Source organism: Priestia sp. 53B2, from assembly GCF_056099005.1.
Genome location: NZ_JBLZXA010000008.1, coordinates 858,337 through 884,910 on the forward strand (window position 1 = coordinate 858,337; position 26,574 = coordinate 884,910).

Genomic DNA, 26,574 nt, shown 5'->3' on the forward strand with positions numbered 1-26,574 from the left:
ATGTTGGAGGAATAGCTGCCTGGCTTCAATGGCAGCTTTTTTATATGCCTTCTCATCAAAAAAAACAGCCGTCCTTCACAGACAGCTGCTTCTTCATTTAACGATGTTTATGATTGACATTCTCATCAACTGATTCAAATAGACCATTGAAATTAGTTTGAATCGTATTTCGGTCTTTTCCATTTCGAATATCGTCATCAAGAGAACGAGCGTTCATAAATACATCATGATCTACTTTTACTTGAACATTGTAGTCCTTTGCAATAGGCTTTACTTTATCGAGCACGTTTTGTTTTAAACGGCCGTTATTTATGTCTTTGGCCGGATCTACAGCAACTAATAGCTGATCTCCACGGACAACGGCGCGGCTATTTTCTACACCTTTAACGCTTGCAGCTCGATCAGCCACTTTTTCCGTAAAGTCTCTTGGATAATCTTCACCATAATACATATTAGCAACGCCATTTGTACGATCATTTGTATTATTGATGTTTCCATAAGGGTTTGTCGGATTGTCAAAACGTCCATCACTTACGTTTAACGGATAATTAGGTGTTCCATTCCCATCTAAAACTTCAGTCATTGGACCTTTCGGATTATCTACGCGATGTTCATTCGCTTTTTCATTTGTATGATACCCAACAGGCTGTGTCGTATCTGTATAGCGCTGTTCCATGCCTTGGTCTTTGTTATTGCAAGCGCCAAGTCCCATCATACATGCAAAAGCTAAAGAAGTTGCTACATACCTATTCAACATAATCGCCCCCTAATTTAAGCTCTATTTACTCTGAGCTTACTATTAGGATTAAAAGACGAGCCGTTTCTTATTCGATGAAGTGTTTATAAACTCTTTACATGTCATGTAGGTTTTGTAAGTGCTGGTAAATCACTCGATAAAAACGTGTACGCTGTGACCATTCTTCGACTGATTGCTGCATTAACCTTTGGCGGTTTGCCCATGATAAAGCAGAGGCATTTATATTCCAGTTTCTCATCAGCATCGATGGAAATAGTAAAGAAGCAAGAAAAAAACGCTGCTTGCTTAACTCTTTTATTTTCGAGTGTTGAAGTAGTTCTTTCATCGACCACTGGACGTAAGGCAAAAAGCGCTGGACAAGCTGAACATAGTCATAAAGAGCAGGAGCTTTAGCCGATAAGTCAAAATCAATCATAACAATACCCAAGTGGTTTGTTTTCAAGAAATTATGTGAAGCAACGTCACCGTGAATAATGGAACAGTTCAACCCACTATCTTTGAAACGCTCCATTAAGACTAAAGCTTTTTCTCCCCAAGTCACAATGTCTTTATATACATGAAATTGATTAAATTCCCTAAATATATTTGAGGTTTCTCGAAAAGAGGAAAGCCGCTTTTTCCATTTTAAAATAAGATCATACTCAGAAAGCTTTGTATACGCGGCTATTTTCTTTTTATGAACTTCTCCATGATAGCGGATCAATGCTTGTAATACTTCTTCGCGATCCTGAAAACTTTCATACGTTACCTCTTTTACTTGCTTAACAAAAGGCATCATCGCCCAATACAAATGACGGTCCTTTATATAAAGTTCACCTTCTGGGTAAGCTTCGAAATTAACAGCGTACCCTTGTTGAATCTGAGATAAAAAATGATAAACATGTTCAATTTTACCTTTGTCTCTGTATGCTTTTATTACTTTTTTTCCTTTATTCGTATCCGCTATGATGACATGAGGCTTTTTCATACGGTAGGTCTCAACGTGAATATCTCTTTTTTTCAAATAGAGAAAGAGACGATTTAAATTAAAATCGTCTCGTGTATAATAATCAATCTTCATCTTCATCGTACTCATCATATTCTGGAATACTAAATGCATTTGGATCAAACGCGGGATACGGAGGTACACCAATCATGCCATATGGGGCTGGATAGGGTGCCCTTGGGTCCTGAAAGCCATAAGGTACCTGCTGTTGGTACTGTGGATAAGGCTGCTGTGGTGCATAGTCGTCAGGTCTTGGTTCACCGCAGCCGCAGTCTGCTTGCTGCTGTGGCGCATAGTGCTGCCCATAATGGTAAGGCGCGTTTCCAAAACCATCGGAAGAACTTTCATAATGGCCACCTGTCATAGCTCCTTGCACTTGTGGATACATCGGTGCTTGATGATAGGCTGGATAAACGGGCTGCTGATATCCCCATGGAGGCGGACAAGGAGAACATTGTACCGGTCCATAGCAGCTGTGCGGCATCATTGGATACATTGGCATCGGTGCCATGTGAGCGCCCATTGCATGTTCTTCAAACGATTCGTTTTCATAACCGTGATGATACATTGGAGCCTGTTGATACATTGGCATTGGATATGGCTGCGGTGCATACATTGGCGGATGACACGGCATATAATTAAATCCATAGCCTGGCATCACAGGCGATATCGGCATGATTGGGTAACATGGCATTTGAGGAGGCATTTCTATACTCTCCATCTCAGGACTTTCTGGCGATTCATGCTTGGGTAGTTCTTTTGGTGCTTCTTTTTTGGGACCCTGCATCGCCATATTAACGGTGTAATAATTGTTAATATCAATCTCAGGTGCAATTGGCTTTAATTTAGGAAGCTTTGGCGCAACTGGCATTTCTTTTTTAGGCTGCGCAATTGGTGCTTCTTTTTTAGGCTGTGCGACCGGTGCTTCTTTCTTTGGCTGCGCAATCGGCGCTTCCTTTTTCGGTTGAGCAATCGGTGCTTCTTTCTTTGGCTGCGCAATTGGTGCTTCTTTTATCGGTTGCATAAACGGTGTTTGAGCAGGCTGATTAGCTGACTTTTTCTCATCTGGACTTTCATCAATTTCCGTTACTGGATAAGCTTTTGTGGATTGGTCACTATAAGGGTGTTGAACTTTAGGCATTTCTTTTATACCAGGTGAAGGAGCTCCTTCTTTTTGAACAGGCACTCCGCTTGTCGGCACTTTAATTTTCATTCCAGGCATGATCATGTCTGGATTGCTTAATTGAGAATTCGCTTTTTTTAACTCTTCAAAATTAACCCCATACTTTTCAGCGATTTTCCAAAGGGTATCCCCTTTTTGAACGATATGGATTTTCAACGTCATTCCCCTCCCGAGTAGAGTCTCTGCCATCTATATGTGCAAAATCAAAGTAAGTTCTGTTTGTTCATCACAAGATATGCCTTGAACCATTTTTTTATTCATTTTGCCCACAGTTTGGTTCAAGTTTTTACGATAAAGAAAAAAAGACTTATCAACACAAACAATATGTCAATAAGTCTTCTTTTAGACCTTCTCTTTTTAATTGTCTTAAAAATCTTTATGCTCGTTCTAACATATTCGTTAGCGCTTTGATCGCCCCTTGTGCTGTATGTTTATCCACCTTGATTTGATTCACTTCTGTTCCTTCTTCGATGCTTTCTAAAGCCCACAGCAAGTGAGGCAAATCAATTCGGTTCATCGTCAAACAAGGACACATATAGGGATTAAGCGAAACAATTTCTTTATCCGGATGACTGTTGATAATCCGTTTCACTAAGTTCATTTCCGTGCCAATGGCCCATTTAGAGCCTGAAGGAGCTTTTTCAATTGTATCAATAATATATTTTGTAGAACCTGCATAATCTGATTTTTGCACAACTTCATAAGAACACTCTGGATGAACAATAATATTCATCTCAGGCTGCTTCTCGCGTAAATAATTAATATTTTTAACCGTGAAATTTTCGTGCACAGAACAGTGACCTTTCCACAGAATCACCTTGATGTTGTTTATATCCCCTTCATATTCAAGCATTTCTTCAATAGGATTCCAAATGGCCATTTCATCTAGTCCAACACCTAAATCATAAGCAGTGTTTCTGCCTAAATGCTGATCTGGCAAAAAGAGAATGCGCTCTTTTTTAGAAAATGCCCACTCCACCATATTTTTTGCATTTGAAGATGTTACCGTTGCACCATCATGTTCGCCTACAAAAGATTTAATTGCAGCTGTAGAGTTCACATACGTAAGCGGAATAATCGTATCTCCGAAAAGATCCTGTAAGACAGGCCATGCCTTTTCTGTTTGCTGAATAGTAGCCATATCAGCCATTGAACAGCCAGCTCGCATATCGGGTAAAATGACTTTTTGATTTTCAGCTGTTAAAATATCAGCTGTTTCTGCCATGAAGTGAACGCCGCAAAACACAATATGCTCAGCTTCTCTATTTTCAGCTGCTATTTGAGCCAGCTGTAAGGAGTCTCCTACCGCATCTGCAAACTCGTACACTTCGTCTTTTTGATAATGATGGCCGAGCAGAAACAATTTGCTTCCGAGCTTTTTCTTAATTTCTAGTACTCTTCTTTTCATTTCATTTTCTGTGAGCTGCGTATATTTAGCGGGCAGCGTTTGCTGCTGAAGCGTTTGTAATAAACTCATCGTTTTCTGTTCCCCTTTCTGTTAATAAGTCCAAGCTGATATCGATAGACCCTGCTGAATGCGTTAAAGCTCCAAGTGAAATATAGTCCACTCCGCTGTCTCTAAAAGAATGGAGCGTGCCAAGCGTAATTCCACCGGATGCTTCTGTGACAATATGAGCCGGAACCAGTGGTATCCAATCTTTAATGACTTCTGGAGAACAGTTATCGAACATAATGACATCTGCTCCTGCCTCTATTGCTTCTAGCAATTGACTTTTGTTTTCAATTTCTACTTCCACCTTAACCATATGTCCAACCTGCTCTCTTACTTTCACAACAGCGTCTAGAATAGATCCTGCATGTGCAATATGGTTATCTTTTAACATGACGCCATCGTACAATCCAAAACGATGATTATAACCTCCTCCAGCACGAACGGCATACTTCTCTAACATTCGCATACCAGGCGTTGTTTTTCGCGTGTCACATATGCGCGTATGTGAGCTGCCAAGCAGCGCTACGGCATTGTGCGTCATCGTGGCAATGCCACTCATTCTTTGAAGTAAGTTTAAGATTACCCGTTCACCGGTCAAAATAGATCGCACGGGTCCTGAAACGGTAGCTATTTTATCTCCAGGCTTAAGAACATCTCCATCTTTTTTCTCGAAATTGACTTTCACGTCAGGGTCTATTAAATGAAACCCTTCTTTAATCAATTCCACTCCTGCGATAATACCTGATTGCTTTGCCGTGAACACAGCCTTCCCTTGGTCAGACGGAGAAAAAATAGCTTCACAGGTTATATCTCCATCTCCAATGTCTTCTATAAAAAAAGACTGCAATAGTTTTTGTAATTTTAACGTGTTCATTGTGCTACCTTCACCTTTCTTTTTAGATTTCCTTGCTTATAAAATCAATGATTGTTTTGTTGAAGCAGCAGACTGCTTAATAATTCGTTTATGCTCCCATTCTTGCTTTTCATGCGGAAAGTCACTTCGGTAATGACCTCCTCTACTTTCTTTTCTTGCAAGAGAGGACTCTGCAATAAGCAGACCCGCAGTTAGCATATTACAGATGGTCGCAGCTTCCCTCGAATATATAACTTCTTGATCAAGAGGTATTCCATCCAGATAATTTGTGAATTCATGCACAATAGTAGCCAATTCGTTTTCATGACGAATGATTCCTACACAATCCATCATTTTATGCTGAATTTGTCTTGTGGCAGGCAGTATTTTAGGCATATCTTTATAGACGTAACGGACGGGGGTATAACGAGATACCGTTCTCGCTTTATGTAAAATATGACGCCCTGTCCGTTTTCCAAATACAAGACACTCTAACAATGAATTGCTTGCTAGACGATTTGCTCCATGAACGCCTGTAGAAGAAACTTCCCCCACGGCATACAATCCTTCAACACTTGTTTGTCCGTAACCATCTACTTCAATTCCACCCATTAAAAAATGTGCGCCGGGAGTAACAGGTATTCGTTTTTTGTCCAGTTGAATTTTATACTTCCGACACAGTGCCGTAATCGTAGGAAATTTTTGTTGGAAATGAGCCACTTTTTCAATGTCTAAAAATACGGATCTTCCTTTTTTCATCTCATTAAAAATTGTCCTTGCTACAACATCTCGCGGTGCTAAATCCTTAAAGGGATGAACGCCTTCCATTATGCGTTCATTCCATTCATTTACCAGTACGCCACCTTCACCTCGAACCGCTTCGGATACTAGACCTTTCGCTTCCTTTTGATACAAAAGCGTCGGATGAAACTGAACAAATTCTAAGTCCGCTAATTTTGCTCCAGCCCTGTACGCTAGCGCTAGCCCATCTCCTGTCGCAAGCGGCTGGTTAGATGTATGCTTGTACAAAGCGCCGATTCCTCCGGTAGCAATAACCGTTTGACGAGCATGATATATAGTAATTTTGTTGTTTTCACCTTGTCCGATAGCACCTCTGCACGTTCCATCTACAGTTACTAAATGCTGAATCATTTCGTTTTCAATCACTGTAATATATGGAAGTACTTCTTTTTTCAAAAAAGCGAACAGCGCTTGTCCTGTTGCATCCCCACCTGCATGCAGAATACGCTTCATACGATGGGCTCCTTCTTTTCCAAAATGCAGCGTACCATCTGGATTTTTATCAAACTTCATTCCTTTATGAATCAATTCATTTACTACAGCCGCACCTTCTTCCACTAAAGTGCGTACCGCTTGTTCATTGCAATGCTTATTGCCCGCAACCAACGTATCATAGAGATGTTCACTCCAGTGATCGCTGCTTCCAATAGCAGCTGCTACTCCGCCTTGAGCAAGAACTGAGTTATTGCGGTCAAGTTTCCCTTTCGTTACCATTACAACTCTGTTATGACGACACAGTTCATAAGCTGCAGAAAACGCTGCTACTCCGCTTCCAATAATTAAAACATCCGTCTCTAACATTTTACACCTCTTTATTTACATGTGTCTTGACACCTATATTTACATATTATTAAATGAAAGACAAGAAGTTTTTTTATCGGAGGGAGAAAATGATTTATCTGGACTATGCAGCAACAACGCCAATGAGACAAGAAGCAATTGAGGTATATACTGAAGCGGCAACAAGCTATTATGGAAACTCCAGCAGTCTTCACACGCTTGGAACACAAGCAGAGAATTTACTTACGCTATGCAGAAAAAAATTAAGCCTGTTAGTAAATTGTCGAGAGGATGATCTTTTTTTTACAAGCGGGGGAACAGAAGCTAATTACTTAGCTATTCATTCTCTTTTAAAAGGAAAAAATGACGAAAGAAAACATGTAGTGACAACGAAGCTTGAACATTCTTCGGTTCTTCATACGTTGCAGCAGCTTGAAAAAGAAGGATTTTCCCTATCTTACGTACCTGTAGATCAAAACGGAGTTGTGTCTGTAGACGACTTAAAGAAGACTATTCGCCCTGACACTGTGCTAGTAGCCATTCAGCATATCAATCATGAGCTCGGTACAATTCAGCCCGTTGAGGATATTGGCCATTTTTTATCTGAAAAAGAAATTCTCTTTCACTGTGATTGTGTTCAATCTTTCGGTAAGCTTCCTATTGATGTTAAAAAGCTGAAAGCTGATAGCATCTCAGTCTCTAGTCATAAAATTTACGGACCAAAAGGTGTAGGAATGGTATACATGAATTCAAGTTCTTCTTGGAAGCCTATTTACCATAAAGCAACTCATGAAAAAGGCTTTCGCCCTGGGACTGTAAATACAGCGGGCATTGCTGCCTTTACTGCAGCAGCTGAATGCGCATATGCAGAAATGAAGACCGCCCGAAGCCATTATGAGCGCTTAAAATCGTACTTACTGGAAAACCTAGAGCCTCTTGCTCCTTTTATAGAAGTAGAAGGCCTTGGGAACTCTCATTTTCCAGGAATTATTGGACTGACGTTTTCAAACATACAGGGTCAATATGTTATGTTACAATGTAATCGTCACGGAATTGCTATCTCTACGGGAAGTGCCTGTCATGTAAATCAGCAGGAACCATTAGCTTCTCTACTTGCGATTGGCAAATCGACTGCGAATGCTAAGAACTTTGTCCGTATTTCATTCAGTCAACATTCAACGTTTAAGCATATTGATCGACTCATATCCGTTTTTCATTTATTACAGCAAGAATTTATGACAGTGTAAAAGGAGGGATTAAAGGTGCCAGGAACTCAAAAGAAAATTCTTGGAGAAGAAAGAAGAGAACTTATTCTACAATGGTTAAAAACAGAGAATAAACCAATGACAGGCAGTGAGCTTTCGAAACGAACAAACGTTAGTCGCCAAGTCATTGTACAAGATATTTCGCTGCTTAAAGCTAAAAATGAGCCCATTATCGCAACAAGCCAAGGATATATTTATATTCAAAACCCATCTCAAACTACCGTGCATCAGCGAATTATTGCCTGTCAGCATACGCCAGAAGATGCTGAAAAGGAGCTTCTCCTGCTTGTTGACCACGGCGTTCTCGTAAAAGATGTAACCGTTGAACACCCTGTGTATGGGGAATTAACGGCTTCCGTTATGATTCAAACCCGAAAAGAAGTAGAAATGTTCATAGAAAAAATTCAAGAAACAAACGCAACTTATTTATCTCAGCTAACAGATGGGATTCACCTTCATACGATTGAAGCAGATACAATTGAAAAACTGAATGCTGCCTGCTTAGCTCTTGAAGCGGAAGGCTATTTAGTTTCGAATGAATAAAAAGGTGTTATAACAAAAAAAATCCCGCTTTAAAGCGGGATTTCTGTTTCAAGTAGTGTATGGGAATAGCTTCCTAAAAGCTCTACGCTACAGCCTAGTGCCTCAAGTTCAGCCATAGCCCCAGGGATTAATACTTCATCCATTTTTTGTTCAATATCAACGATAAAGAAATAGTTTCCAAGCCCTGTTTTCATAGGACGGGATTCAATTTTAGACAGATTTAGCTTACGCCAGGAGAAAGCTGAAAGCACTTGATGAAGCGTTCCTGCCTGATCAGATGGAAGTGTGATCATTAACGTTGTCTTGCATCCGTTTCCAGCTAAAAATGGCACCTCTTGCGCCCCATCTTTATGCAAAATAACAAACCTTGTTGTATTATGATCATAATCATGAATGTTCGGGCGGGCAATATGTAGTCCATATTCATGGGCTGCTAATCCATTCGCAATAGCTCCAATATTAAGCTCAGGGTGTTCGCTTACATACTTAGCAGCAAACGCCGTTGATGTCATCTCTTCTACTGCAGTTGACGTACATTCTCCGTGTAAAAATTTATGACACTGCGCAATTGCATGAGGATGAGAATAAATCGTTTCAATGTTTTTCCACTGTTCTGCACGAGATGGATGAACCATTAAATGCTGACGAATTGGAAGCACAATTTCTCCAACAATCGGCAGACGACTTTCATGAATAAGATAATCAAGTGTTAAATTTACAGATCCTTCAAGTGCATTTTCTAACGGTACAATTCCATACTCAATTTCTCCGTTATACACTGCATCAATGCATGCTGGAATTGTTTTGTATGGGATATGGTCGTGCTGTTTAAATACGCCTTGGACGGCTACGTGTGTAAATGTTGCCTTTGGTCCTAAATATCCTACTTTCCCCACAATCATGCCTCTCCTTATCTATATCTGTTTACCATTATGCCCCTGAACCAAGCACGTCCACTTTGTCTACAAACTCTAAGCTTTTCAGTCTACGCAGCATTTCATTTAATTCAACATTCATGCTTGCTGTATCTAATGAAAGAGTTACGTTGGCACGCCCTTGCAAAGGGATGGTTTGGTGAATCGTTAACACATTGCATCCCGATGATGCAACGGTGCTCAATAAATGTGATAAAGTTCCTGATCGATCTTCAATATGAAAAAATAGTGAAATAATTCGCTGTTTGACAACCGTCTGAAACGGAAAGACCGTGTCGCGGTACTTATAAAAAGCACTGCGACTCAAGTCTACGGCTTGTACAGCATCTGCTACCGATTCAGCTTTTCCCCGTTCAATTAACAGCTTCGCATCCAATGTTTTTTTCATCGCTTCTGGTAATACATCTTCGCGAACTAAATAAAACTGCTTATCGCTCTTATGCAAGTAAAGCCCCTCCCCTTATCCTATGAACAACAATTAGTCAATAAATTCAAATTCATATTCAAACAGCTTTACAATATCGCCATCTTTTGCTCCTCGTTCACGAAGGGCTTCATCGACGCCCATGCCTCGAAGCTGACGCGCAAATCGACGAACTGATTCTTCACGTGAGAAGTCAGTCATCTTGAATAATTTTTCGATTTTTTCACCGCTTAATACGTATGAGCCATCGCTATCACGCGTAATAACAAATTCCACTTCTTTCTTTTCATGCTTGTACAATACGCGGTGCATAGATAGATCTTCCTCTTCTTGCATTGGGAATTCCGGCGTAGTTTCTACAAGATCAGCTACTGTAAATAACAGTTCGCGGATTCCATCACGCGTTGCTGCAGAAATTGGAAAGACTTTCACTTCGTCTCCTACTTTTTCTTTGAATGCAGCTAGATTCTCTTCAGCTTGCGGGATATCCATTTTATTTGCTACCACTACTTGCGGACGTTCTGTTAAACGCATATTATATTGACGCAGCTCTTCATTAATGGTTAAGTAATCTTCATATGGATCACGGCCTTCTAAACCTGACATATCGATTACATGGACAATAACGCGGGTACGTTCAATGTGACGTAAAAACTGATGACCTAATCCTACACCTTCATGTGCACCTTCGATTAGCCCTGGTAAATCTGCCATCACAAAACTGCGATTATCTTCTGTTTCAACTACTCCTAAATTCGGATTAATTGTTGTAAAATGATATTCAGCAATTTTTGGCTTTGCAGCAGACGTTACGGATAATAACGTTGACTTTCCAACACTTGGGAAACCAACTAATCCTACATCCGCTAATACTTTTAATTCAAGAATTACATTTCTCTCTTTACCTGGCTCTCCATTTTCTGAAAGCTCCGGTGCTGGATTTGCAGGTGTAGCAAAACGGGTATTCCCACGCCCTCCGCGTCCACCTTTAGCAATCACTGCGCGCTGGCCGTGCTCAACTAAATCAGCAATCGTTTCGTTCGTATCTTCATCTAACACAACCGTACCTGGTGGAACTTTTACAACCATCGGCTCAGCGTTACGTCCGTGCTGTCCTTTTGACATTCCATGTTCACCGCGGCTTGCTTTAAAGTGACGCTTATAGCGGAAATCCATCAGCGTACGTAATCCTTCTTCTACTTCAAAGATGACATCTGCACCGTGACCACCGTCACCACCTGCAGGACCTCCTTTTGGTACGTACTTTTCGCGACGAAAGGCAACCATTCCATTTCCTCCGTCGCCACCTTTTACATATACCTTGACCTGATCTACAAACATTTCTTTTTCACTCCGTTCTATATCTTAGCTCCTGCAATAGCAAAAGCGCTGTTAACTTAATGTGAGCATAAGGCTAAATTCATCTTCAGACATATGCTGTTCAACCAATGCAACTCCTTGAGCGCACTCATAACATTGTAGCTTGTTTTGTAGCTTCTGTATATCTGTTAGTATTCCACTAAAGTCAAAAAAGAAACGAATTCTCTGTTCTTCAATGCATACTGAAATACTCAAATAGTTTTCTGCATGATAATCAACATATTTTTCGAGTGCTTCTGTCAAATAGCAACACCAGTTGTATACGAACTCATCGTATTGTGATAAATCCTTCAATTCTCCGAGCACTTCCACATCTATGCGAACAGCATGGTTATTCCAATGATAGGTCATAACAAAGCCCGCAAACAGTCGCATATTGATGTTTGTTAACTTGGATTCATGTTTGGATTCATTTACAATTTCTTCAATGATTTCATTCGCTCGATCAAGCCGATTCAACGCTAGATTGCCTTTGATTAATTGCAGCTTATTTAACCAATCATGCCGCGCGTATCTTAATACCTCTACGACATCCCATTCTTTTTCCATCTTAGCACTCCTAACTTTGACTCGAGCATAAGTATTTCACAACGCTGACAAACATCTCGTATCAATCTTCTTAGATATGTTCGATTATAACAAATTCCAATGGGTAATAGGTGAAATATTCTACAAAAAGAAAACTCTAACCTACTTGGGTTAGAGTTTTCTTTTTGTATCTTATGCTTCTTGAGCAACAGGGTATACAGATACTTTTTTACGGTCACGACCGAAACGTTCAAATTTAACGATACCGTCGATTTGAGCGAATAAAGTATCATCTCCACCACGACCTACGTTTGCACCTGGGTAAATTTTAGTACCGCGTTGACGGTATAAAATTGAACCACCAGATACGAATTGGCCATCAGCACGTTTAGCACCAAGACGTTTCGAGATTGAATCACGACCGTTTTTAGTACTACCTACTCCTTTTTTAGAAGCGAAGAATTGAAGGTCTAATCTTACTAACATGACATCCACCTCCTGTTTAGTTGTCGTTAATTTTTATATAATTACTGTAATCTAATTCGATCGTTTTCAGTGAAACAACCATACCTTCTAATAGCAATTGAATCTGTTCCAATGTGAACGAATCCACATCTTTTGGGATCTCACAACGGAGATACCCACCATCTCCACCTTGCTCTAAGTGCGGTTCAACCCCACTTATTGAAAAGATAGCATTAATTGTCCCAAATGAAACTGCAGATGCTCCCGCACAAACAAGATCTTTTCCGTGTTCGGAAAAGTCAGCATGTCCACTCATCGTGAACCCGTCAACTTTCTTATTTGCATCACGAGAAATCGTCACCTTAATCATTTGTTATAATTACGCGTTGATAGCGTCGATTACAACTTTTGTGTAAGGTTGACGGTGACCTTGCTTACGACGATAGTTTTTCTTTGCTTTGTATTTAAATACAGTGATCTTTTTAGCGCGACCTTGTTTTTCAACTTTAGCCGTAACTGTTGCACCTTCTACGAAAGGAACACCAACTTTCACGCTGTCGCCACCTACAAATAATACTTTGTCAAAAGTAACTGTTTCGCCTTGTTCACCAGCAAGTTTTTCAACGTAGATTGCTTGACCAGCCTCTACTTTAATTTGCTTACCACCAGTTTCAATAATTGCGTACATTCTCTGCACCTCCTCTAAAAACTAAGACTCGCCATCACAGGTGTTCAAGTGAACTTAAAACCTGTTCTGAGCGGTTGTAGCACGGGTGCTACAAACCAACATATTAAATCTTACTACAAATCAAAGGTTAGTGTCAATTGGAATTCATGTTTTCTTCTAAAATTTTATATAGAAGCAGAGACCCTTTTTTGGATCTGCTCATTCGACCCCAATTGACGCAAAACAAATGCGTTTGTATAATCATCGCTTGGCGTAAGATATACGGTTTTTTTTACCATTTTCTCTAAAGCGGTGAGAAATCCTTGAGCCTTCATTTCATTTATAACATCACTTCGCGTCTCAATCCAGATAGCCTCTTCTTCCGCGCCGCGATGTTCCCAAATTACACGTTCAATTTGAAAAGCAGCCGTTTTGGAATCAATCATTTTACCGGTTCCTTCACATACTTCACAAGGCATAGTTAATGTTGATCCAATACTATTGCGCACTTTCTTCCGCGTTAATTGCAATATGCCAAGCTCTGTAAAGCCAACTACATTCGTCCGCACTTCATCTTGTTCACATAGCTTTTTCATGTATCTTTCTACTTCTGTCCGATCTTCTTTATGAGGCATATTTATAAAATCAATTAAGATCATGCCGCCTAAGTGACGTAATTGCATCTGTTTGGACAGTTCATACGCAGCTTCCATATTTGTTTGAAGCATTGTCTTTCGAATATTATCTTTTCCTGAAAACTTCCCCGTGTTCACGTCCACGACCGTCATCGCTTCCGTTTCGTCAATAACGATATAGCCTCCGCTTTTGAGCCACACGATTCGCTTTAAAAGCTTCTCTATTTGCCGTTCCACATCGTAAAAAGAGAAAATATTTTCATTTCCTTTATAGTACTCTATTGACGAGTTAGGGTAGGTAGTTTGAAGATGCTGATATAGGTCGAAGTCATCTACTACTATCCCATCAATTCCTTGTTGAAGTGCAGCTTGCACTCTTGTTTCGAGAAAATCTTGTCCTTTGCTGACTAGGGCAGGAGCTTTCATTCCCTGTGTCTGTCGTTCAAGGCTCTCATATTTTTTCTGTAGCTCTTTTATTTTATGTTGGACCGCGGCTTCTGATTTTTCTGCAATCGCTGTTCGAAATAAAAAGCCTTCCATCCCTTGCTTTAATCGCTCACCAAGCTGCTTCCACTGTTGTCGTTTTGGCTCAGCTATTTTTTTGGATACAGCGACATAGTTTCCGTGCGGTAAATATACAAGCTCATCAGAAGAAAATTCAATGATACCCGTCAGCTTGGGACCTTTTGTCCCAATGCCTTCTTTTACAACTTGAACCAATACTTTTTCTCCTTCACGAATAAAAGCAGATATCGGCTGCTGATCTTTATGAGGATTCTCTGACTGCTGATAGGATACAAGTTCATTTCGATGAATAAATCCGTTCATTGATAAACCGATATCGATAAAGGCTGCTTGCATATGCGGCAGTACTTTTACTACTTTACCCCAATATATATCACCAATAATTTGATTCTCGCTTTGTTCTTGTAAATAGATTTTTTCTAGTGCTTTATCGTTTATCACGGCTATACGTTTTGAAGAAGTAGCCGCGTTAATAATACATGCCTTCACATACATTGCCTCACTTTAATCTAAATTCATAGGAAAAAGTTCGGTCAGTCCAACCGAACTTTTTTCATTCTATTCTATGTTACTAGAAATCAGTAAACTGTTACAAGTTCGTCTAGTTGGCTATTTGTTCTTTTTTCTACAAAGTAAGCGTGTAAAAGTTCATTTTCATCAATTTGTACATGCTCGCCTGTTTGAGATGTAGCAATAATCATATGCTTACAACCTCTTTGGAATTTTTGCAGGACTTGATGGAGCGTCTCACTGGTTGATACACTTAGCGTTTTTAAAGCTCCAATTGGATGCTCTTTGCCATGATATCTCTCCAACAAAAAGCGCATGTAGACAAATTGCCTGCTCTTCCATTCCAAATATCCGGATATAATTAAAAATGAAATAACAATCCATAAGTGCAGCTGAAAAGGATGCATAATGACGGCGTAGATAATACCGACAGCTAAAAAAAACGTTGATAACCGGAGCGCAAGCTTATGCGCTTCTAAAAATGGTAAAGACCGACTGCAAATTAAAAAAAGCAGCTTCCCTCCGTCCAATGGCCAAATGGGCAAAAGGTTAAACAGTAAAAGCACCGTGCATTGAAACATAAATTGCTCATACGTTTCCAAAGACAGCACATTTATTTTCATTAATAAGAAAGCAGCTCCAAACATCCAGAGATGCTGAAGAGGTCCACTTATTGTCACAATAAACTCTTCTCGAAATGGACGGTTCCCATGTTCATCTACTTCTGCTACTCCCCCAAAAGGTAAGAGCATAATTCTGCGAATCCGCCAAGAAAAACACTGAGCCGCTACGGCGTGGCCCAGTTCATGAATAATTACAATAATAAATAACAAAAAAAGCTGCTTTACCGTAGCCGTTAAGATACCAATTACGAAAATCCCCCAAAACAATGGATGAATGTGAATTTTCATCAATAACGAAAAAGCACTATTCAAATTGAATCACCTGACTAGGATCCACAAACTTATCGCCTTTTTTAATAGCAAAATAGAATGTTCCAGCATCGCCTTTTTTACTGTTTTCCACAATTCCTACTTCTTTGCCTTTATTCACAAAATCATACATACTAACATTGATTTTTTTGAGCTGTCCATACCAAGTTTCGGTTCCATCGGCATGTTGAATAATAACGGTATTCCCAGTATCATCACGTTTTCCTACATACCTTACGATACCTTCACTCATTGCTTCTACAACCGAATCCACTCCTGTTTGAACTGTCACGCCTTGCTTACTTTGAGCAAATGTTTCCGTTACTTTCCCTGAAGCTGGAGTAGCATATTCTCCGCTTACACTTTGCTCCGTTTTGCTAGACTCTTTATTTGGCAATAGCGTTAACGGCTTCCCAAACTTATCTTCGTACCAGGAGGAAACAGCTGCAAACTGAAATTCTTTATCCATTGTTTGTTGAACCACCACTCTGGCCTGTTCAAAAGTAGGAGAAGCGTTCTTGAACATAATCCCTACAATTAACACTAAGCAGGCTGAAGCTAAAATTTTAAATAAAAAGCGTTCTTTTCGAAATAACGGGTGATATTCCTTTGCTGATGGTGTGTATTCAACCGCAGAATAATCCATCGATCCATATTTTTCTTCTTCACTCATTAAGGACGTATGAAGAGGTTCTTGAGGAAGACGCTTCGTTGTATTTAATTGTTTTCGCTTACGCTCAGCAATTCGTTTACGGATTTCATCAGCACGTCGATTCATGATTCATCATTCTCCTTGTTCTTATCGTATAATCAACTATATGACTTGTCCGTGGAGCTTATGACAGCTTGACTCTACAAAATCACACAAATAAAAAAAGCTTCCTCTATCGGAAGCTTTTTAAGAACGAACACCAAAGAATCGTTTAATACGTGCAAACATTCCCTTATCTTCTTCATCTAACGATTGAAGAGGAACCGTTTCACCTAGAATACGTCTTGCAATATTACGATATGCAATTGATGCTTTGCTTGATGGGTCCATGACAATTGGTTCACCGTTGTTAGAAGCACGAATAACATTTTCATCGTCAGCAACGATTCCAATTAAATCAACAGCCAGAAGCTGAGAAATTTCTTCCACGTCCAGCATGTCTCCATTTTTCATCATATGACTACGGATTCGGTTAATAACCAGTTTTGGAGACTCGATATCCTCTTGCTCCAATAATCCAATAATACGGTCAGCATCACGAACAGCTGAAACTTCCGGTGTTGTCACAACGAGTGCCTTATCAGCGCCAGCTACGGCATTCTTATAGCCTTGTTCAATACCAGCTGGGCAATCAATAACCACATAGTCATAGTCTTGCTTTAACTGAAGAACTAACTCTCGCATTTGTTCTGGTTGAACAGCTGTTTTGTCACTCGTTTGAGCAGCAGGAAGTAAGTACAAACATTCAAAACGTTTGTCCTTAATCAAGGCTTTTTGCGGTTGGCATCGACCTTCTACCACGTCTACAAGATCATAAATAATACGATTTTCAAGCCCCATTACAACATCCAAGTTGCGTAAGCCGATATCAGTGTCTACTAGACACACGCGCTTTCCAGCTAATGCTAGAGCAGTACCTAAATTGGCTGATGTCGTTGTTTTTCCAACTCCACCTTTACCAGACGTAACAACAATAGCCTCTCCCACTGTCAAATTCTCCTTTCTCCCCTGGTCAAATTCGGTCTTAGATGCGGTAAAGTTTGCACGCGATCTATCACCATTTGATCATTATCATCTAAGTATGCACATTCCATTATATTCTCTTCCTTCTCACTGCGCTCTTCTTCTGATCGGGTAATGATATCAGCAATGCGCAGCTGTGAAGGTTTCATTAACGATGCAGCAATAACGGCGTTTTTATTGCCGCGATATCCTGCATGAGCAATCCCTTTTAAAGCACCTAATACAAATAAATTTCCTCCAGCTACAACGGTTCCTCCGGGATTTACGTCTCCGACTAGAAGCAAATCGCCTTCTACATGGAGAACCTGTCCTGAACGAACTACCTTTGTAACAGATACTAATTCACTTTCTTCTCTTACTCGGACTGCATCTTGCTTTAAAATAACGTTACTATCAATTTGTTTAACTACTAAATACTGATTTTCTTCTATGAGCGCCTTCAATTCGGTTTCCTGCTCTGTAGTTAAATAACGATTTCCGATTTTGACATACACTGTGACGATCTGATCGGCATCGCCATGCTTATTTGTCAAAAGCTTCGTCTTAAGTTCCGTCAAAAGCTCTGCAAATGAACATGTATCATTGAGATGCAACGTTAATCCATCTTTTGTTCCTTTAATTGTCACATTTTGTTGCTTTTGTTTATTCAAGACGCTCACCTCAACGAATATATAATTTCGACAGAGACTTACTCAATTCCTTTTTTTCGTTTCTTCAATCAGCATTTTTATCCTATCATGAACGAGAAGCGTAATATATGTTCCGATCAGCGTTCATCGATAAATTTAGCGAAATATTGAAAACATCTTTGAAGCGGAAATGCAAAAATGAGTGCAAATATGGCATTTAAAATGATGGTTGCGTAAAATCGCTCTTGCAAGAAGCGACCAATGGTCATATCGGATATATTAATAATGCTATTAATTCCATATACATAAAACTCAATAATGGCTACAGCTAATAGCGACATGCAGATTACGATAAGCGTATTTTGCTGAAAAATCTTCATTAGTTTTGATACGATATAGCATACGGCCGGTAACCCAAGCGCGTATACTCCCAAGACATCCGTAAAGGCAATATCGTACATGAATCCAAGGATTAGCCCATATAGCATCGCTTGCTTTGGGTGATAATACACTGACATAAAAGCCAGTACCACTACAACAAAGTGAGGCGATAGAATCCAGTCTCGCCATGGTGATGCCATGGCGACAAAATTAACAAAGATACTTTCAAACATAAAAACGACAAGCACGAGAATAGGAAGGACAAACCGCTTCATCAGTTAGCCTCCTCCGCCCCTAAATCGTCTTCAGCAGCGGGCGCACTTCTTTTAGCTACAACTACGTTATCTAAGTCATACAAATCAGCAGCAGGTTTGATATAAGCTTTTTTCGTTAATCCATATTCATCAGGCTCAATTTTTGTGATAACGCCAATTGGAAGATTGCTAGGGAAAATGCCGTCTTCTTGTCCTAGACCTGACGTTACTACTTTTTGCTTTTCTTTAATATCAGCATCAAATGGAATACGACGCATAACAAGCGCCTGTTCTTTATCATCATAGCCTTCAATTAAACCAAACACTTCTTTTTTAGCCTGAATTTTAGCAGATACACGGTTTGTACGATCTGATGAACTAATTAACTGCACAGTAGATGTGAACTTAGATGCATGCTTCACTTTACCAATCAGCCCTTCAGGAGTCATAACAGCCATATTTTCCTGCACATTATGAACCGTCCCTTTATCAATGGCAATTACCTCGTGCCAACGGTCTGGATTACGAGCAATAACTGTTGCTTCGATTGGGTTGTATTGACTTAAATCCGTTTTTTTGTCGAGCTGTGCTCTTAATTTTTTATTTTCTTGCTGCAAAGCGTTGGCTTTCGTTTCTAATTGCATGCGTTCGTCTAAACGGGCTTTTAATACCTCGTTTTCTTCGTATGTACGCTTTAAGTCACCTACATTCTGAAAGAAACCCGCTACAAATTGTGCGGGTTCATTAAAGGTAGCCTGAACAAGACCAACCGTATCTTTGACAAACTGTTCAGGCCACGTTACATTTTTACGACCATTTAACGAAAAACCAATCAATGCCACTAATACAATAATACTGACTAATAAAATAACTAAACGTTTATTTAAGAAAAATTGTGGCACGATCTACACCTCTTAATATTTAGCGATATGAATCGCTTGTACGATTTTTAAATAAATCAATGTGTTCTAACGCTTTACCAGTTCCAATTGCAACACAGTCAAGCGGATCTTCTGCGATGACAACCGGCATATTTGTTTCCTCACTAATAACTTTATCTAAATTACGTAGCAATGCGCCACCGCCTGTTAATACAATACCGCGATCCATAATATCTGCCGCAAGTTCAGGTGGTGTTTTTTCTAATGTACTTTTTACTGAATCTACAATAGAAGCCACTGTATCTTTTAGCGCTTCTGCAATTTCTTCTGCTGAAATTTCGATTGTTTTCGGTAGACCTGTTAGTAAGTCACGTCCGCGAATTTCCATGTTTTCAATACCTTCTGGAATTCCGGCAGAACCGACTTCTACTTTTAATGCTTCTGACGTACGCTCACCGATCATTAAATTGTAATTCTTGCGAATATATTGAATAATCGCTTCATCCATCTCGTCCCCAGCGATACGGATTGACTGACATGTTACGATTCCTCCTAAAGAAATAATCGCAACTTCTGTTGTTCCTCCGCCAATATCTACTACCATACTTCCCGTTGGCTCCCAAACCGGTAAATTGGCGCCGATTGCTGCAGCAAACGGTTCTTCAATTGTATACGCATCACGCGCGCCAGCCTGACGAGTCGCATCAATAACGGCACGTTTCTCAACAGCTGTAATGCCAGAAGGTACACAAACCATTACATACGGCTTACCCGCAAACAAACTTTTTGTTTTTTGAGCTTGATTGATGTAATATTTCATCATCGTCGCAGTTGTTTCGTAATCTGCAATAACTCCATCTTTCATTGGACGAAGGGCTACTACGTTCCCAGGTGTACGACCAATCATATTTTTTGCATCGTTACCTACCGCAACGATTTGTTTTGTATCAGTTTGCAAAGCCACAACAGACGGCTCACGCACAACAATTCCTTTTCCTTTTACATAAACGAGCGTATTTGCAGTACCCAAATCTATTCCAAGGTCTCTAGTACCGATTCCAAACATGTGTCTCTTCCTTTCTCTTACCAAAATGCAAAGGTAAAAATTCCATAATTCAATTTCTTCATTTCATAAGTAACATTTTTTATTTTCTATACTTTTTTCATAGATGTCAACGCCAAATATTGTATGATAAAAAGTCATACTTTGTCTATTAATAACGAATGATTGTAAAGAACTTGTCATTTAAAATCATGACTACTATTATAACCCAAGGATTTTAAAAAGCATAGCCTTACATGTATCCTTTTTCTTTTAAACTAATATATTTTCGATCTCCGATAATTAAATGATCTAACAATTCAATTCCTATGATAAATCCGCACTCTTTTAAGCGCTTCGTTACCTCTATATCTTCTCTGCTGGGAGTAGGGTCGCCGGAGGGATGATTATGAATACAAATAAGGGATGCAGCTGAACGACGAAAGGCTTCTTTAAATACTTCTCTTGGATGGACAATAGATGAATTGAGGCTTCCGATAAAAATGGTTTGCTTGTGGAGAACTTGATTTTTCGTGTTGAGGTATAAACAGACGAAATGCTCTTGAGACAGCACGCGCATTTCTTCCATCACATAATTAGCTCCGTCTTCAGGGCCATGAATGGTATATCGCTGACTAGATTTCCGCTGTACAATCCTCTTACCTATTTCAATAGCCGCTATAATTTGAATTGCTTTTGCAGGTCCGATACCTTTAATATTCATCATTTCATCAAGCGATGCATGCTGCAAAAGTTGAAGACCTTCAAAATGCGTTAATATGCGATTGGACAGCTGAAGAACAGATTCATCTTTGGTTCCAGTGCGCAGCAAAATAGCAATAAGCTCGTGGTTAGAAAGACTAGAAGCACCCATTGAAACAAGGCGCTCTCGAGGTCTTTCATCTTGAGGGAAATCTTTAATTAACAATGATTGATCCAATTTCGCCACTCCTTTTTAGTAGACGAAACCGTATTGTTTTAGCTCACGTATTGTTCGGGAGAGCGGCAAGCCCACCACGGAGAAATAGTCTCCTTCAATTTTTTTAACTAGCGCAGCACCGAGACCTTGAATTCCATAAGAACCAGCCTTATCCATAGGCTCTCCTGACTCTACGTACTGTACGATTTCATCTTGTTCAATCGGCCAAAACTCTACATCTGTTTGTTCATAAAACGTATGAACTTTTGCATTTGATACGAACGCTACTCCAGTTAATACCTGATGTTTTTGACCTGACAGCATCGTAAGTGTTTCAATCGCTTCTTGTTTCGTTTTTGGCTTTCCTAAAATACGATTGCCATATACGACAACTGTATCGGCACCTAGGACAATATCCTCTTTATGATGCGAAGCGACGTCCACTGCTTTTTGCCTAGCTAAATCCATTACTACCTCGGACGGAGTGTATGATGGATTGACGATTTCTTCAATTGTACTAACGTGAACGGTAAAGGGAATGTGAAGTTGCTGAAGTAATTCTTTTCGACGAGGAGAGCCTGAGGCTAAAATTAATGTTTGTTTCATACATCTCACCTTTGCATTTTGATTTAAAAAAGAAGGACACACCGTTATTTTAGCAATTTCATCTCCAAATGACAATAAACAAGTGAGGCAGCATTACACTGCCTCACTTGTTAAGACGTTACAAGGCTTTCATACTGCTGAAGAGCTTTTAACACGTATCGCTGAGCAAGCCAAGCATCTTTACTGCTTTTATTGTCTTCATATGAAGAAAGAGAAGCAGCTGCTTTTTGAAGGGTGCTCACCATGGTTTTAATGTCTTCATTTGACGCTTCTTTCTGAACTTTTGTCAGCTCTTTTTTCAGAGATTTGATATCGGCTACCCGCTGTCCTTCAATCGCTTTAACAGATTGATCTAAGAGATTAGCCATAAACGGCTGCGCTGTTGTTATAACCGTTTGATCTTTTTTCCCTAATTCGCTAGTGGGCTTAATTTCATAAGACTTTACATATACATCTTTACCTTGTTGTTTATACGTTTTACTAAGTGCGTTCGCTTTTTCTTCTCCAGTGGCAGCACCAACGACAAGAGAATAGGTTTTAGGTGAAAAGATCTCGCCTGCTTCGTTCTCTTCTTTCCATTTATCCATTGCTTTATTTGCAGCAGTTTTTGATGAAAAAGCACCTGCTTGTACAATGTAAAAGGAAAAAGGTTCTAAAGTAGAAGCAGCAGCTGATACCCCCTTCGATTCCTGTTCGCTTTTCTTTTCAGCTTTACCAACACTTTCAGTGGTAGACGCTGTTTGAGCAGCTTTTTCTTCTTTCGTTTGCTCACTTGTTTGTGCTTTGCTTACAGGCTGTTCGCTTCCTGTCATCATTTTCACACCAACCATACCGATGCCGATGCCTATTCCGACTGCTAGTAGTACAATCACAGCTGTTCGTTTGATCACACCGCCGTTTACCGTTTTAATCGAAACATTTTTAGGATGTAATCGCGGCTTTTTCTTTTTTTCATTTCTTACCTCTTCAATAAACACCACTTTATTTTCTTCCATATGAGAATCTGTGGATGCCGGTTCCGGAAGAACCCAAGTAAATTCGTCTTTTTCTGGCGCCTGTTCTTCCTTGGATTGACCGTTGATTTTAATTGAAATTTTTCGTTCCTGCTTGTCCACTGCCCCACCGCCTTTAGTTAACGTAGTCTTAATACCGGTTGCAAGCTGAGGTAAACCGACATAAAACATACACTTTTTTCCATGCTATCATAGAAGAAAAAAAAAATAACAAGACATTTGTCGTCTTGTTACAAAAGGTTTTCGCTATTTAGTTACAGAAATTTTAAATTTGTCGAAGACTTGAAGCTCAATAAAAATAGTTGCTAACATACCAATCTATCAATTCGCTTCCATGAAAATAAGCAGCGATTGTGCCTATAAAAATAAATGGAACGAAAGGAATTGGTACACCTACCTTTGCCTTTTTCATTAATAACGCTCCTATACTAACGGTTCCGCCTATTAATATAGCTAAAAAAAGCGATAGCAAAACAAGCTTTACTCCAAGCACAATACCAATCAAACTATACAATTTAATATCTCCTTCTCCAAGCCCTCCTCTGCTGAGAAATGCTATTAGAAAGAGGAGAAAAAATGCTATTCCTCCTCCCATTAAGGAATCACTCCACGAAGTTAATGGAATGAAAAAACGCTCAAGTAGAAAGATAGGCAAAAAGAAAAGCAGCACCTTATTTGGGACAATCATATAGGCTATATCTGAGACAACTATAATTGTTAAAAAAGAAACAAAGGTTAATATGACAATCAGTTCTAACGTCATATTCAATCTAAAAAAAGCATATACAAATAAACTTCCTGTCGAAAATTCTATGAATGGGTAGATGAAGGAGATTTTTTTGCGACACATACTACATTTTCCTGCATTTTTAATGTAGGAGACTATCGGAATTAATTGTTGTGGAGAAAGAACGTATAAACAGTGTGGACAATGAGATCTTGGAGATAAAATAGATTTTTTCTGAGGAATTCTAAGGCCCGCTACGTTATAAAATGAACCTAACGTGATACCTGAAACAAATGCATAGAGGTAAATTAAACTCATGCTATTTCTTCCATATCAGGCGTCTTGTTTACTAATTGTAGGTGTTCTTTTGAGTGAAAGAATGTATCTTTTCCCCTTAAATAGCTGCCAATAAACGGAATGAGAAAAGCTGCTAGAAGACCTATTACGATAACCAGTATGATCACTTTCATTAGAGAAATTCCTTTATTCCTCGTTGACAGTTTATTCATTTCAATATCTCCCCTTTATTGATTAGTATCAAACAGCTCCTTTAATAATAAACTGAATCATAATACCCATAAAAGTCAAATTCTGTATGCCTCCTTCCTTAAAACACACTCTTTATAGGTAATAAGGATTATACCATTAAAAAACAAAAACAGCATAAAAAAACGTCTGCAAAAGCAGACGTCTTTTAATAGTAAGGAGCCATAAATAAGTAGACAATTACACCTGTAAGACTTACATAAAGCCAGATTGGCATTGTCCATCGCACAATTTTTTTATGTTTTTCAACTTGCATTGTCCAGCCCCACACAAGTGCAAACAGTGCCAGCGGAACAATAATCGCTGCTAGGAAACTGTGTGTGATCAAAATGAAGAAGTAAATGGGACGAACGATTCCTTCTCCACCAAACGTAGCTGTTTCTGTGGAAATGTAATGGAATGTTAAATATGAAACTAAAAAGAGCAGTGTGGAAGTGAATGCTGCTAAAATAAAACCTTTATGAGCATTAATATTTTTCCTGAAAATTGAAATCAACGCTGCAACTAAAAAAATAAACGTAAAACTATTCAAAATAGCATTTAACCGTGGAAAGATAGTCAAATCAAAACTTACTTTTCCTTGATAGCCAATATTCGAAAAGAATAGCAGTAAAATAATGACATTCGCTATCACTGAAAAGGTAAGAATAATACCGGTAAAGTTTTTATTACTTTTCGGTACAATTTTTTCATTATTCTTACTCATGTTAACAATCTCCTTATTTAGTGATGTACATGTTTATTATATATCACTTACCTAGGGGGTTAAAGTGACAATACTTTGAACTTAATGCTTCCTTATTATCCGTATCCTTTCCTCACATTATGTTAAAAGCAGCAAGATTTCACTTGCTGCTTTTGCTCATTTTAGAAGAAAAGCCCGCACTTCTGATATAAAATACAGAGACCCTGTAATCACGACCATGTCTTGTTCACCTGTAGCCTTTTCCTTTACGTAAGCAATTGCTTTTTTCCACTCCTCGTCCATATGCTTGTTATGATGAGTACTCATCTCATAAAGCTCTTGAGCTGCGCGAGCACGAGGAAAGTCAAACGACGTAAATGTAATACTTGCAGCGATTGTTTCAAGTTCTTGGACCATTCGATCAGCGCTTTTATCATTTAAGCAGCTGAAAACTAAATGAATGTTTCGATCTTCATAATGAAGGCGTAAAGTAGATAACAAGCTATCAATGCCTTCTGCATTATGAGCCCCATCAATAATCGTTAAAGGATGCTCATTTACTATCTCAAAGCGGCCGTTCCACTTTGTATGCTGAATCCCTTTTATCACTTGCTCATTGGAGATAGAAAGCTTTTTCTTTTCTTTTAAATAACAAACGGCCATGAGAGCCAAAGCTGCATTTTTCACTTGATGATAGCCAAGCATATTTAATTTCAAGTCTTCAAATATGCCATACGGCGTGTTTAACGCAAAGCTTTCCCCATTTGCTAAGGGCTCATAGTTTTTAATGTCAAAATCTTTTCCTAACACAAATAACGAAGCCTGCTTTGACTGTGCTTCTTCAGTAATGACATCAAGCGCCTTTACTTGCTCTGCACCAGTAATAATAGGGACTTCTCTTTTAATAATCCCCGCTTTTTCTGCTGCAATTTCTTCTACCGTATCACCTAGTATTGCCATGTGATCAAATCCAATGTTTGTAATAATACTCACCATAGGATTCACAACGTTTGTTGAGTCATACCGTCCTCCAAGACCTGTTTCAAACACAGCATAGTCAACTGACTCATGATAGCCGAAATAAAGAAAAGCCATGACTGTAATCACTTCAAATTCCGTTGCTGATCCTAAGCTTGTATGTTCTAGTCGCTCCGCAACAGGCTTTATTTCCTGAACAAGAGCGGTCATTGCTTCATTTGAAATAGGCTCTCCATTCACGCTAATCCGCTCATTAAATGTTTCGATATATGGAGAAGTAAACGTTCCAACTTTATACCCTGCTTCTTCTAACATGTTTCGCAAATAAGAAACGGTAGAACCTTTACCATTCGTCCCGGCAACATGAATAGCATTTAGATTTTGCTGCGGAAAATCAAGCTGCTCTAGCATCCATTCCATTCGTTCTAACCCCGGCTTGATTCCAAAGCGAAGTCTGTTATGAATCCAATCAAGCGCTTCTTCATATGTCGTTATCATCTTTTATTCACCTTTCTTTTCCATCGCTATTATTATGTAAAGAAAAAGCGTTGCTATAC

The 26,574-nt window shown here is 39.3% G+C and carries 30 protein-coding genes and 1 other annotated feature; of the genes, 2 read left to right on the forward strand and 28 right to left on the reverse strand.

What is annotated here, in order from left to right; genetic code table 11:
- Positions 1 to 97: 97 nt before the first annotated feature.
- The 6 genes from ACN6NE_RS07825 to nadB all read right to left on the reverse strand — a co-directional run bounded on the left by ACN6NE_RS07825 (position 98) and on the right by nadB (position 6,833).
- The gene (locus tag ACN6NE_RS07825) at positions 98 to 757 is read right to left on the reverse strand and encodes a YhcN/YlaJ family sporulation lipoprotein (protein ID WP_013059324.1); all 660 of its coding nucleotides are present in this window, start codon (positions 755 to 757) and stop codon (positions 98 to 100) included.
- Between the two features lie 94 nt (positions 758 to 851).
- Positions 852 to 1,817, reverse strand: coding sequence for a phosphotransferase (locus ACN6NE_RS07830; protein ID WP_240702510.1), 966 nt, complete (start codon positions 1,815 to 1,817; stop codon positions 852 to 854).
- Positions 1,807 to 3,087 carry a SafA/ExsA family spore coat assembly protein gene (gene safA / locus ACN6NE_RS07835; RefSeq protein WP_129704898.1) on the reverse strand — a complete coding sequence of 427 codons (1,281 nt, stop codon included), beginning with the start codon at positions 3,085 to 3,087 and terminating at the stop codon, positions 1,807 to 1,809. The genes ACN6NE_RS07830 and safA overlap by 11 nt, the downstream gene beginning before the upstream one ends.
- 214 nt (positions 3,088 to 3,301) lie before the next feature.
- Positions 3,302 to 4,402 carry a quinolinate synthase NadA gene (nadA, locus tag ACN6NE_RS07840; protein WP_129704900.1) on the reverse strand — a complete coding sequence of 367 codons (1,101 nt, stop codon included), beginning with the start codon at positions 4,400 to 4,402 and terminating at the stop codon, positions 3,302 to 3,304.
- Positions 4,359 to 5,252 carry a carboxylating nicotinate-nucleotide diphosphorylase gene (gene nadC / locus ACN6NE_RS07845; protein WP_474325055.1) on the reverse strand — a complete coding sequence of 298 codons (894 nt, stop codon included), beginning with the start codon at positions 5,250 to 5,252 and terminating at the stop codon, positions 4,359 to 4,361. Before nadC ends, nadA begins: the two co-directional genes overlap by 44 nt.
- A gap of 36 nt (positions 5,253 to 5,288) precedes the next feature.
- Positions 5,289 to 6,833 carry an L-aspartate oxidase gene (gene nadB / locus ACN6NE_RS07850; protein WP_474325057.1) on the reverse strand — a complete coding sequence of 515 codons (1,545 nt, stop codon included), beginning with the start codon at positions 6,831 to 6,833 and terminating at the stop codon, positions 5,289 to 5,291.
- 89 nt (positions 6,834 to 6,922) lie between these two features.
- Between nadB and ACN6NE_RS07855 the strand changes: the two genes are divergently transcribed.
- Positions 6,923 to 8,059, forward strand: coding sequence for an IscS subfamily cysteine desulfurase (locus ACN6NE_RS07855; RefSeq protein WP_129704906.1), 1,137 nt, complete (start codon positions 6,923 to 6,925; stop codon positions 8,057 to 8,059).
- A 15-nt stretch (positions 8,060 to 8,074) separates the two neighbouring features.
- Positions 8,075 to 8,620: a transcription repressor NadR gene (locus ACN6NE_RS07860; RefSeq protein WP_129704908.1), complete on the forward strand. Its 546-nt coding sequence runs from the start codon at positions 8,075 to 8,077 to the stop codon at positions 8,618 to 8,620.
- A gap of 29 nt (positions 8,621 to 8,649) precedes the next feature.
- On the opposite strand, the gene pheA is transcribed toward ACN6NE_RS07860, so the two are convergent.
- The 22 genes from pheA to ACN6NE_RS07970 form a co-directional block, all read right to left on the reverse strand.
- Positions 8,650 to 9,522, reverse strand: a complete 873-nt coding sequence (gene pheA, locus ACN6NE_RS07865; protein WP_474325059.1) for a prephenate dehydratase — start codon at positions 9,520 to 9,522, stop codon at positions 8,650 to 8,652.
- A 28-nt stretch (positions 9,523 to 9,550) separates the two neighbouring features.
- Positions 9,551 to 10,000 (reverse strand): ACT domain-containing protein, encoded by a 450-nt coding sequence (locus ACN6NE_RS07870; RefSeq protein ID WP_013059332.1) that lies wholly within the window; start codon positions 9,998 to 10,000, stop codon positions 9,551 to 9,553.
- 33 nt (positions 10,001 to 10,033) lie between these two features.
- Positions 10,034 to 11,320 (reverse strand): GTPase ObgE, encoded by a 1,287-nt coding sequence (obgE, locus tag ACN6NE_RS07875; protein ID WP_013059333.1) that lies wholly within the window; start codon positions 11,318 to 11,320, stop codon positions 10,034 to 10,036.
- A gap of 51 nt (positions 11,321 to 11,371) precedes the next feature.
- Positions 11,372 to 11,908: a Spo0B C-terminal domain-containing protein gene (locus tag ACN6NE_RS07880; RefSeq protein ID WP_474325060.1), complete on the reverse strand. Its 537-nt coding sequence runs from the start codon at positions 11,906 to 11,908 to the stop codon at positions 11,372 to 11,374.
- Positions 11,909 to 12,079: 171 nt separating this feature from the next.
- Positions 12,080 to 12,373 (reverse strand): 50S ribosomal protein L27, encoded by a 294-nt coding sequence (gene rpmA / locus ACN6NE_RS07885; RefSeq protein WP_013059335.1) that lies wholly within the window; start codon positions 12,371 to 12,373, stop codon positions 12,080 to 12,082.
- Positions 12,374 to 12,389: 16 nt separating this feature from the next.
- Positions 12,390 to 12,722 (reverse strand): ribosomal-processing cysteine protease Prp, encoded by a 333-nt coding sequence (locus ACN6NE_RS07890; protein WP_013059336.1) that lies wholly within the window; start codon positions 12,720 to 12,722, stop codon positions 12,390 to 12,392.
- Positions 12,723 to 12,731: 9 nt separating this feature from the next.
- Entirely contained in the window at positions 12,732 to 13,040 is a 309-nt protein-coding gene (gene rplU / locus ACN6NE_RS07895) for a 50S ribosomal protein L21 (protein ID WP_013059337.1), read from the reverse strand.
- A 14-nt stretch (positions 13,041 to 13,054) separates the two neighbouring features.
- Positions 13,055 to 13,126 (reverse strand) — a sequence feature (ribosomal protein L21 leader region).
- Between the two features lie 78 nt (positions 13,127 to 13,204).
- Positions 13,205 to 14,674, reverse strand: coding sequence for an Rne/Rng family ribonuclease (locus ACN6NE_RS07900; protein ID WP_474325062.1), 1,470 nt, complete (start codon positions 14,672 to 14,674; stop codon positions 13,205 to 13,207).
- Positions 14,675 to 14,757: 83 nt separating this feature from the next.
- Positions 14,758 to 15,624, reverse strand: a complete 867-nt coding sequence (locus ACN6NE_RS07905) for a M50 family metallopeptidase (RefSeq protein WP_129704916.1) — start codon at positions 15,622 to 15,624, stop codon at positions 14,758 to 14,760.
- A complete protein-coding gene (locus ACN6NE_RS07910; RefSeq protein ID WP_029320096.1) occupies positions 15,617 to 16,399 on the reverse strand; it encodes a M23 family metallopeptidase in 783 nt (260 codons plus the stop codon). Before ACN6NE_RS07910 ends, ACN6NE_RS07905 begins: the two co-directional genes overlap by 8 nt.
- A gap of 120 nt (positions 16,400 to 16,519) precedes the next feature.
- Positions 16,520 to 17,320, reverse strand: coding sequence for a septum site-determining protein MinD (gene minD / locus ACN6NE_RS07915; RefSeq protein WP_013059341.1), 801 nt, complete (start codon positions 17,318 to 17,320; stop codon positions 16,520 to 16,522).
- A 2-nt stretch (positions 17,321 to 17,322) separates the two neighbouring features.
- Positions 17,323 to 18,006 carry a septum site-determining protein MinC gene (minC, locus tag ACN6NE_RS07920; RefSeq protein WP_129704917.1) on the reverse strand — a complete coding sequence of 228 codons (684 nt, stop codon included), beginning with the start codon at positions 18,004 to 18,006 and terminating at the stop codon, positions 17,323 to 17,325.
- Between the two features lie 116 nt (positions 18,007 to 18,122).
- Positions 18,123 to 18,641, reverse strand: coding sequence for a rod shape-determining protein MreD (mreD, locus tag ACN6NE_RS07925; RefSeq protein WP_129704919.1), 519 nt, complete (start codon positions 18,639 to 18,641; stop codon positions 18,123 to 18,125).
- On the reverse strand, positions 18,641 to 19,522 hold the full coding sequence (mreC, locus tag ACN6NE_RS07930; protein ID WP_013059344.1) for a rod shape-determining protein MreC: 882 nt from the start codon (positions 19,520 to 19,522) through the stop codon (positions 18,641 to 18,643). Before mreC ends, mreD begins: the two co-directional genes overlap by 1 nt.
- Before the next feature lie 19 nt (positions 19,523 to 19,541).
- Positions 19,542 to 20,567 (reverse strand): rod shape-determining protein, encoded by a 1,026-nt coding sequence (locus tag ACN6NE_RS07935; protein WP_013059345.1) that lies wholly within the window; start codon positions 20,565 to 20,567, stop codon positions 19,542 to 19,544.
- A 229-nt stretch (positions 20,568 to 20,796) separates the two neighbouring features.
- Entirely contained in the window at positions 20,797 to 21,483 is a 687-nt protein-coding gene (radC, locus tag ACN6NE_RS07940; protein ID WP_013059346.1) for a RadC family protein, read from the reverse strand.
- Between the two features lie 15 nt (positions 21,484 to 21,498).
- Positions 21,499 to 22,068 (reverse strand): Maf family protein, encoded by a 570-nt coding sequence (locus tag ACN6NE_RS07945; protein ID WP_013059347.1) that lies wholly within the window; start codon positions 22,066 to 22,068, stop codon positions 21,499 to 21,501.
- Positions 22,069 to 22,178: 110 nt separating this feature from the next.
- Positions 22,179 to 23,252, reverse strand: a complete 1,074-nt coding sequence (locus tag ACN6NE_RS07950) for an SPOR domain-containing protein (protein ID WP_474325066.1) — start codon at positions 23,250 to 23,252, stop codon at positions 22,179 to 22,181.
- A 118-nt stretch (positions 23,253 to 23,370) separates the two neighbouring features.
- Complete coding sequence (locus ACN6NE_RS07955) at positions 23,371 to 24,126, reverse strand: prepilin peptidase (protein WP_474325067.1); 756 nt, start codon at positions 24,124 to 24,126, stop codon at positions 23,371 to 23,373.
- Entirely contained in the window at positions 24,123 to 24,317 is a 195-nt protein-coding gene (locus ACN6NE_RS07960) for a hypothetical protein (RefSeq protein WP_129704927.1), read from the reverse strand. Before ACN6NE_RS07960 ends, ACN6NE_RS07955 begins: the two co-directional genes overlap by 4 nt.
- A 185-nt stretch (positions 24,318 to 24,502) precedes the next feature.
- The gene (locus ACN6NE_RS07965) at positions 24,503 to 25,060 is read right to left on the reverse strand and encodes a DUF420 domain-containing protein (RefSeq protein ID WP_013059351.1); all 558 of its coding nucleotides are present in this window, start codon (positions 25,058 to 25,060) and stop codon (positions 24,503 to 24,505) included.
- Between the two features lie 156 nt (positions 25,061 to 25,216).
- Entirely contained in the window at positions 25,217 to 26,515 is a 1,299-nt protein-coding gene (locus tag ACN6NE_RS07970) for a bifunctional folylpolyglutamate synthase/dihydrofolate synthase (RefSeq protein WP_129704929.1), read from the reverse strand.
- Positions 26,516 to 26,574 lie beyond the last annotated feature (59 nt).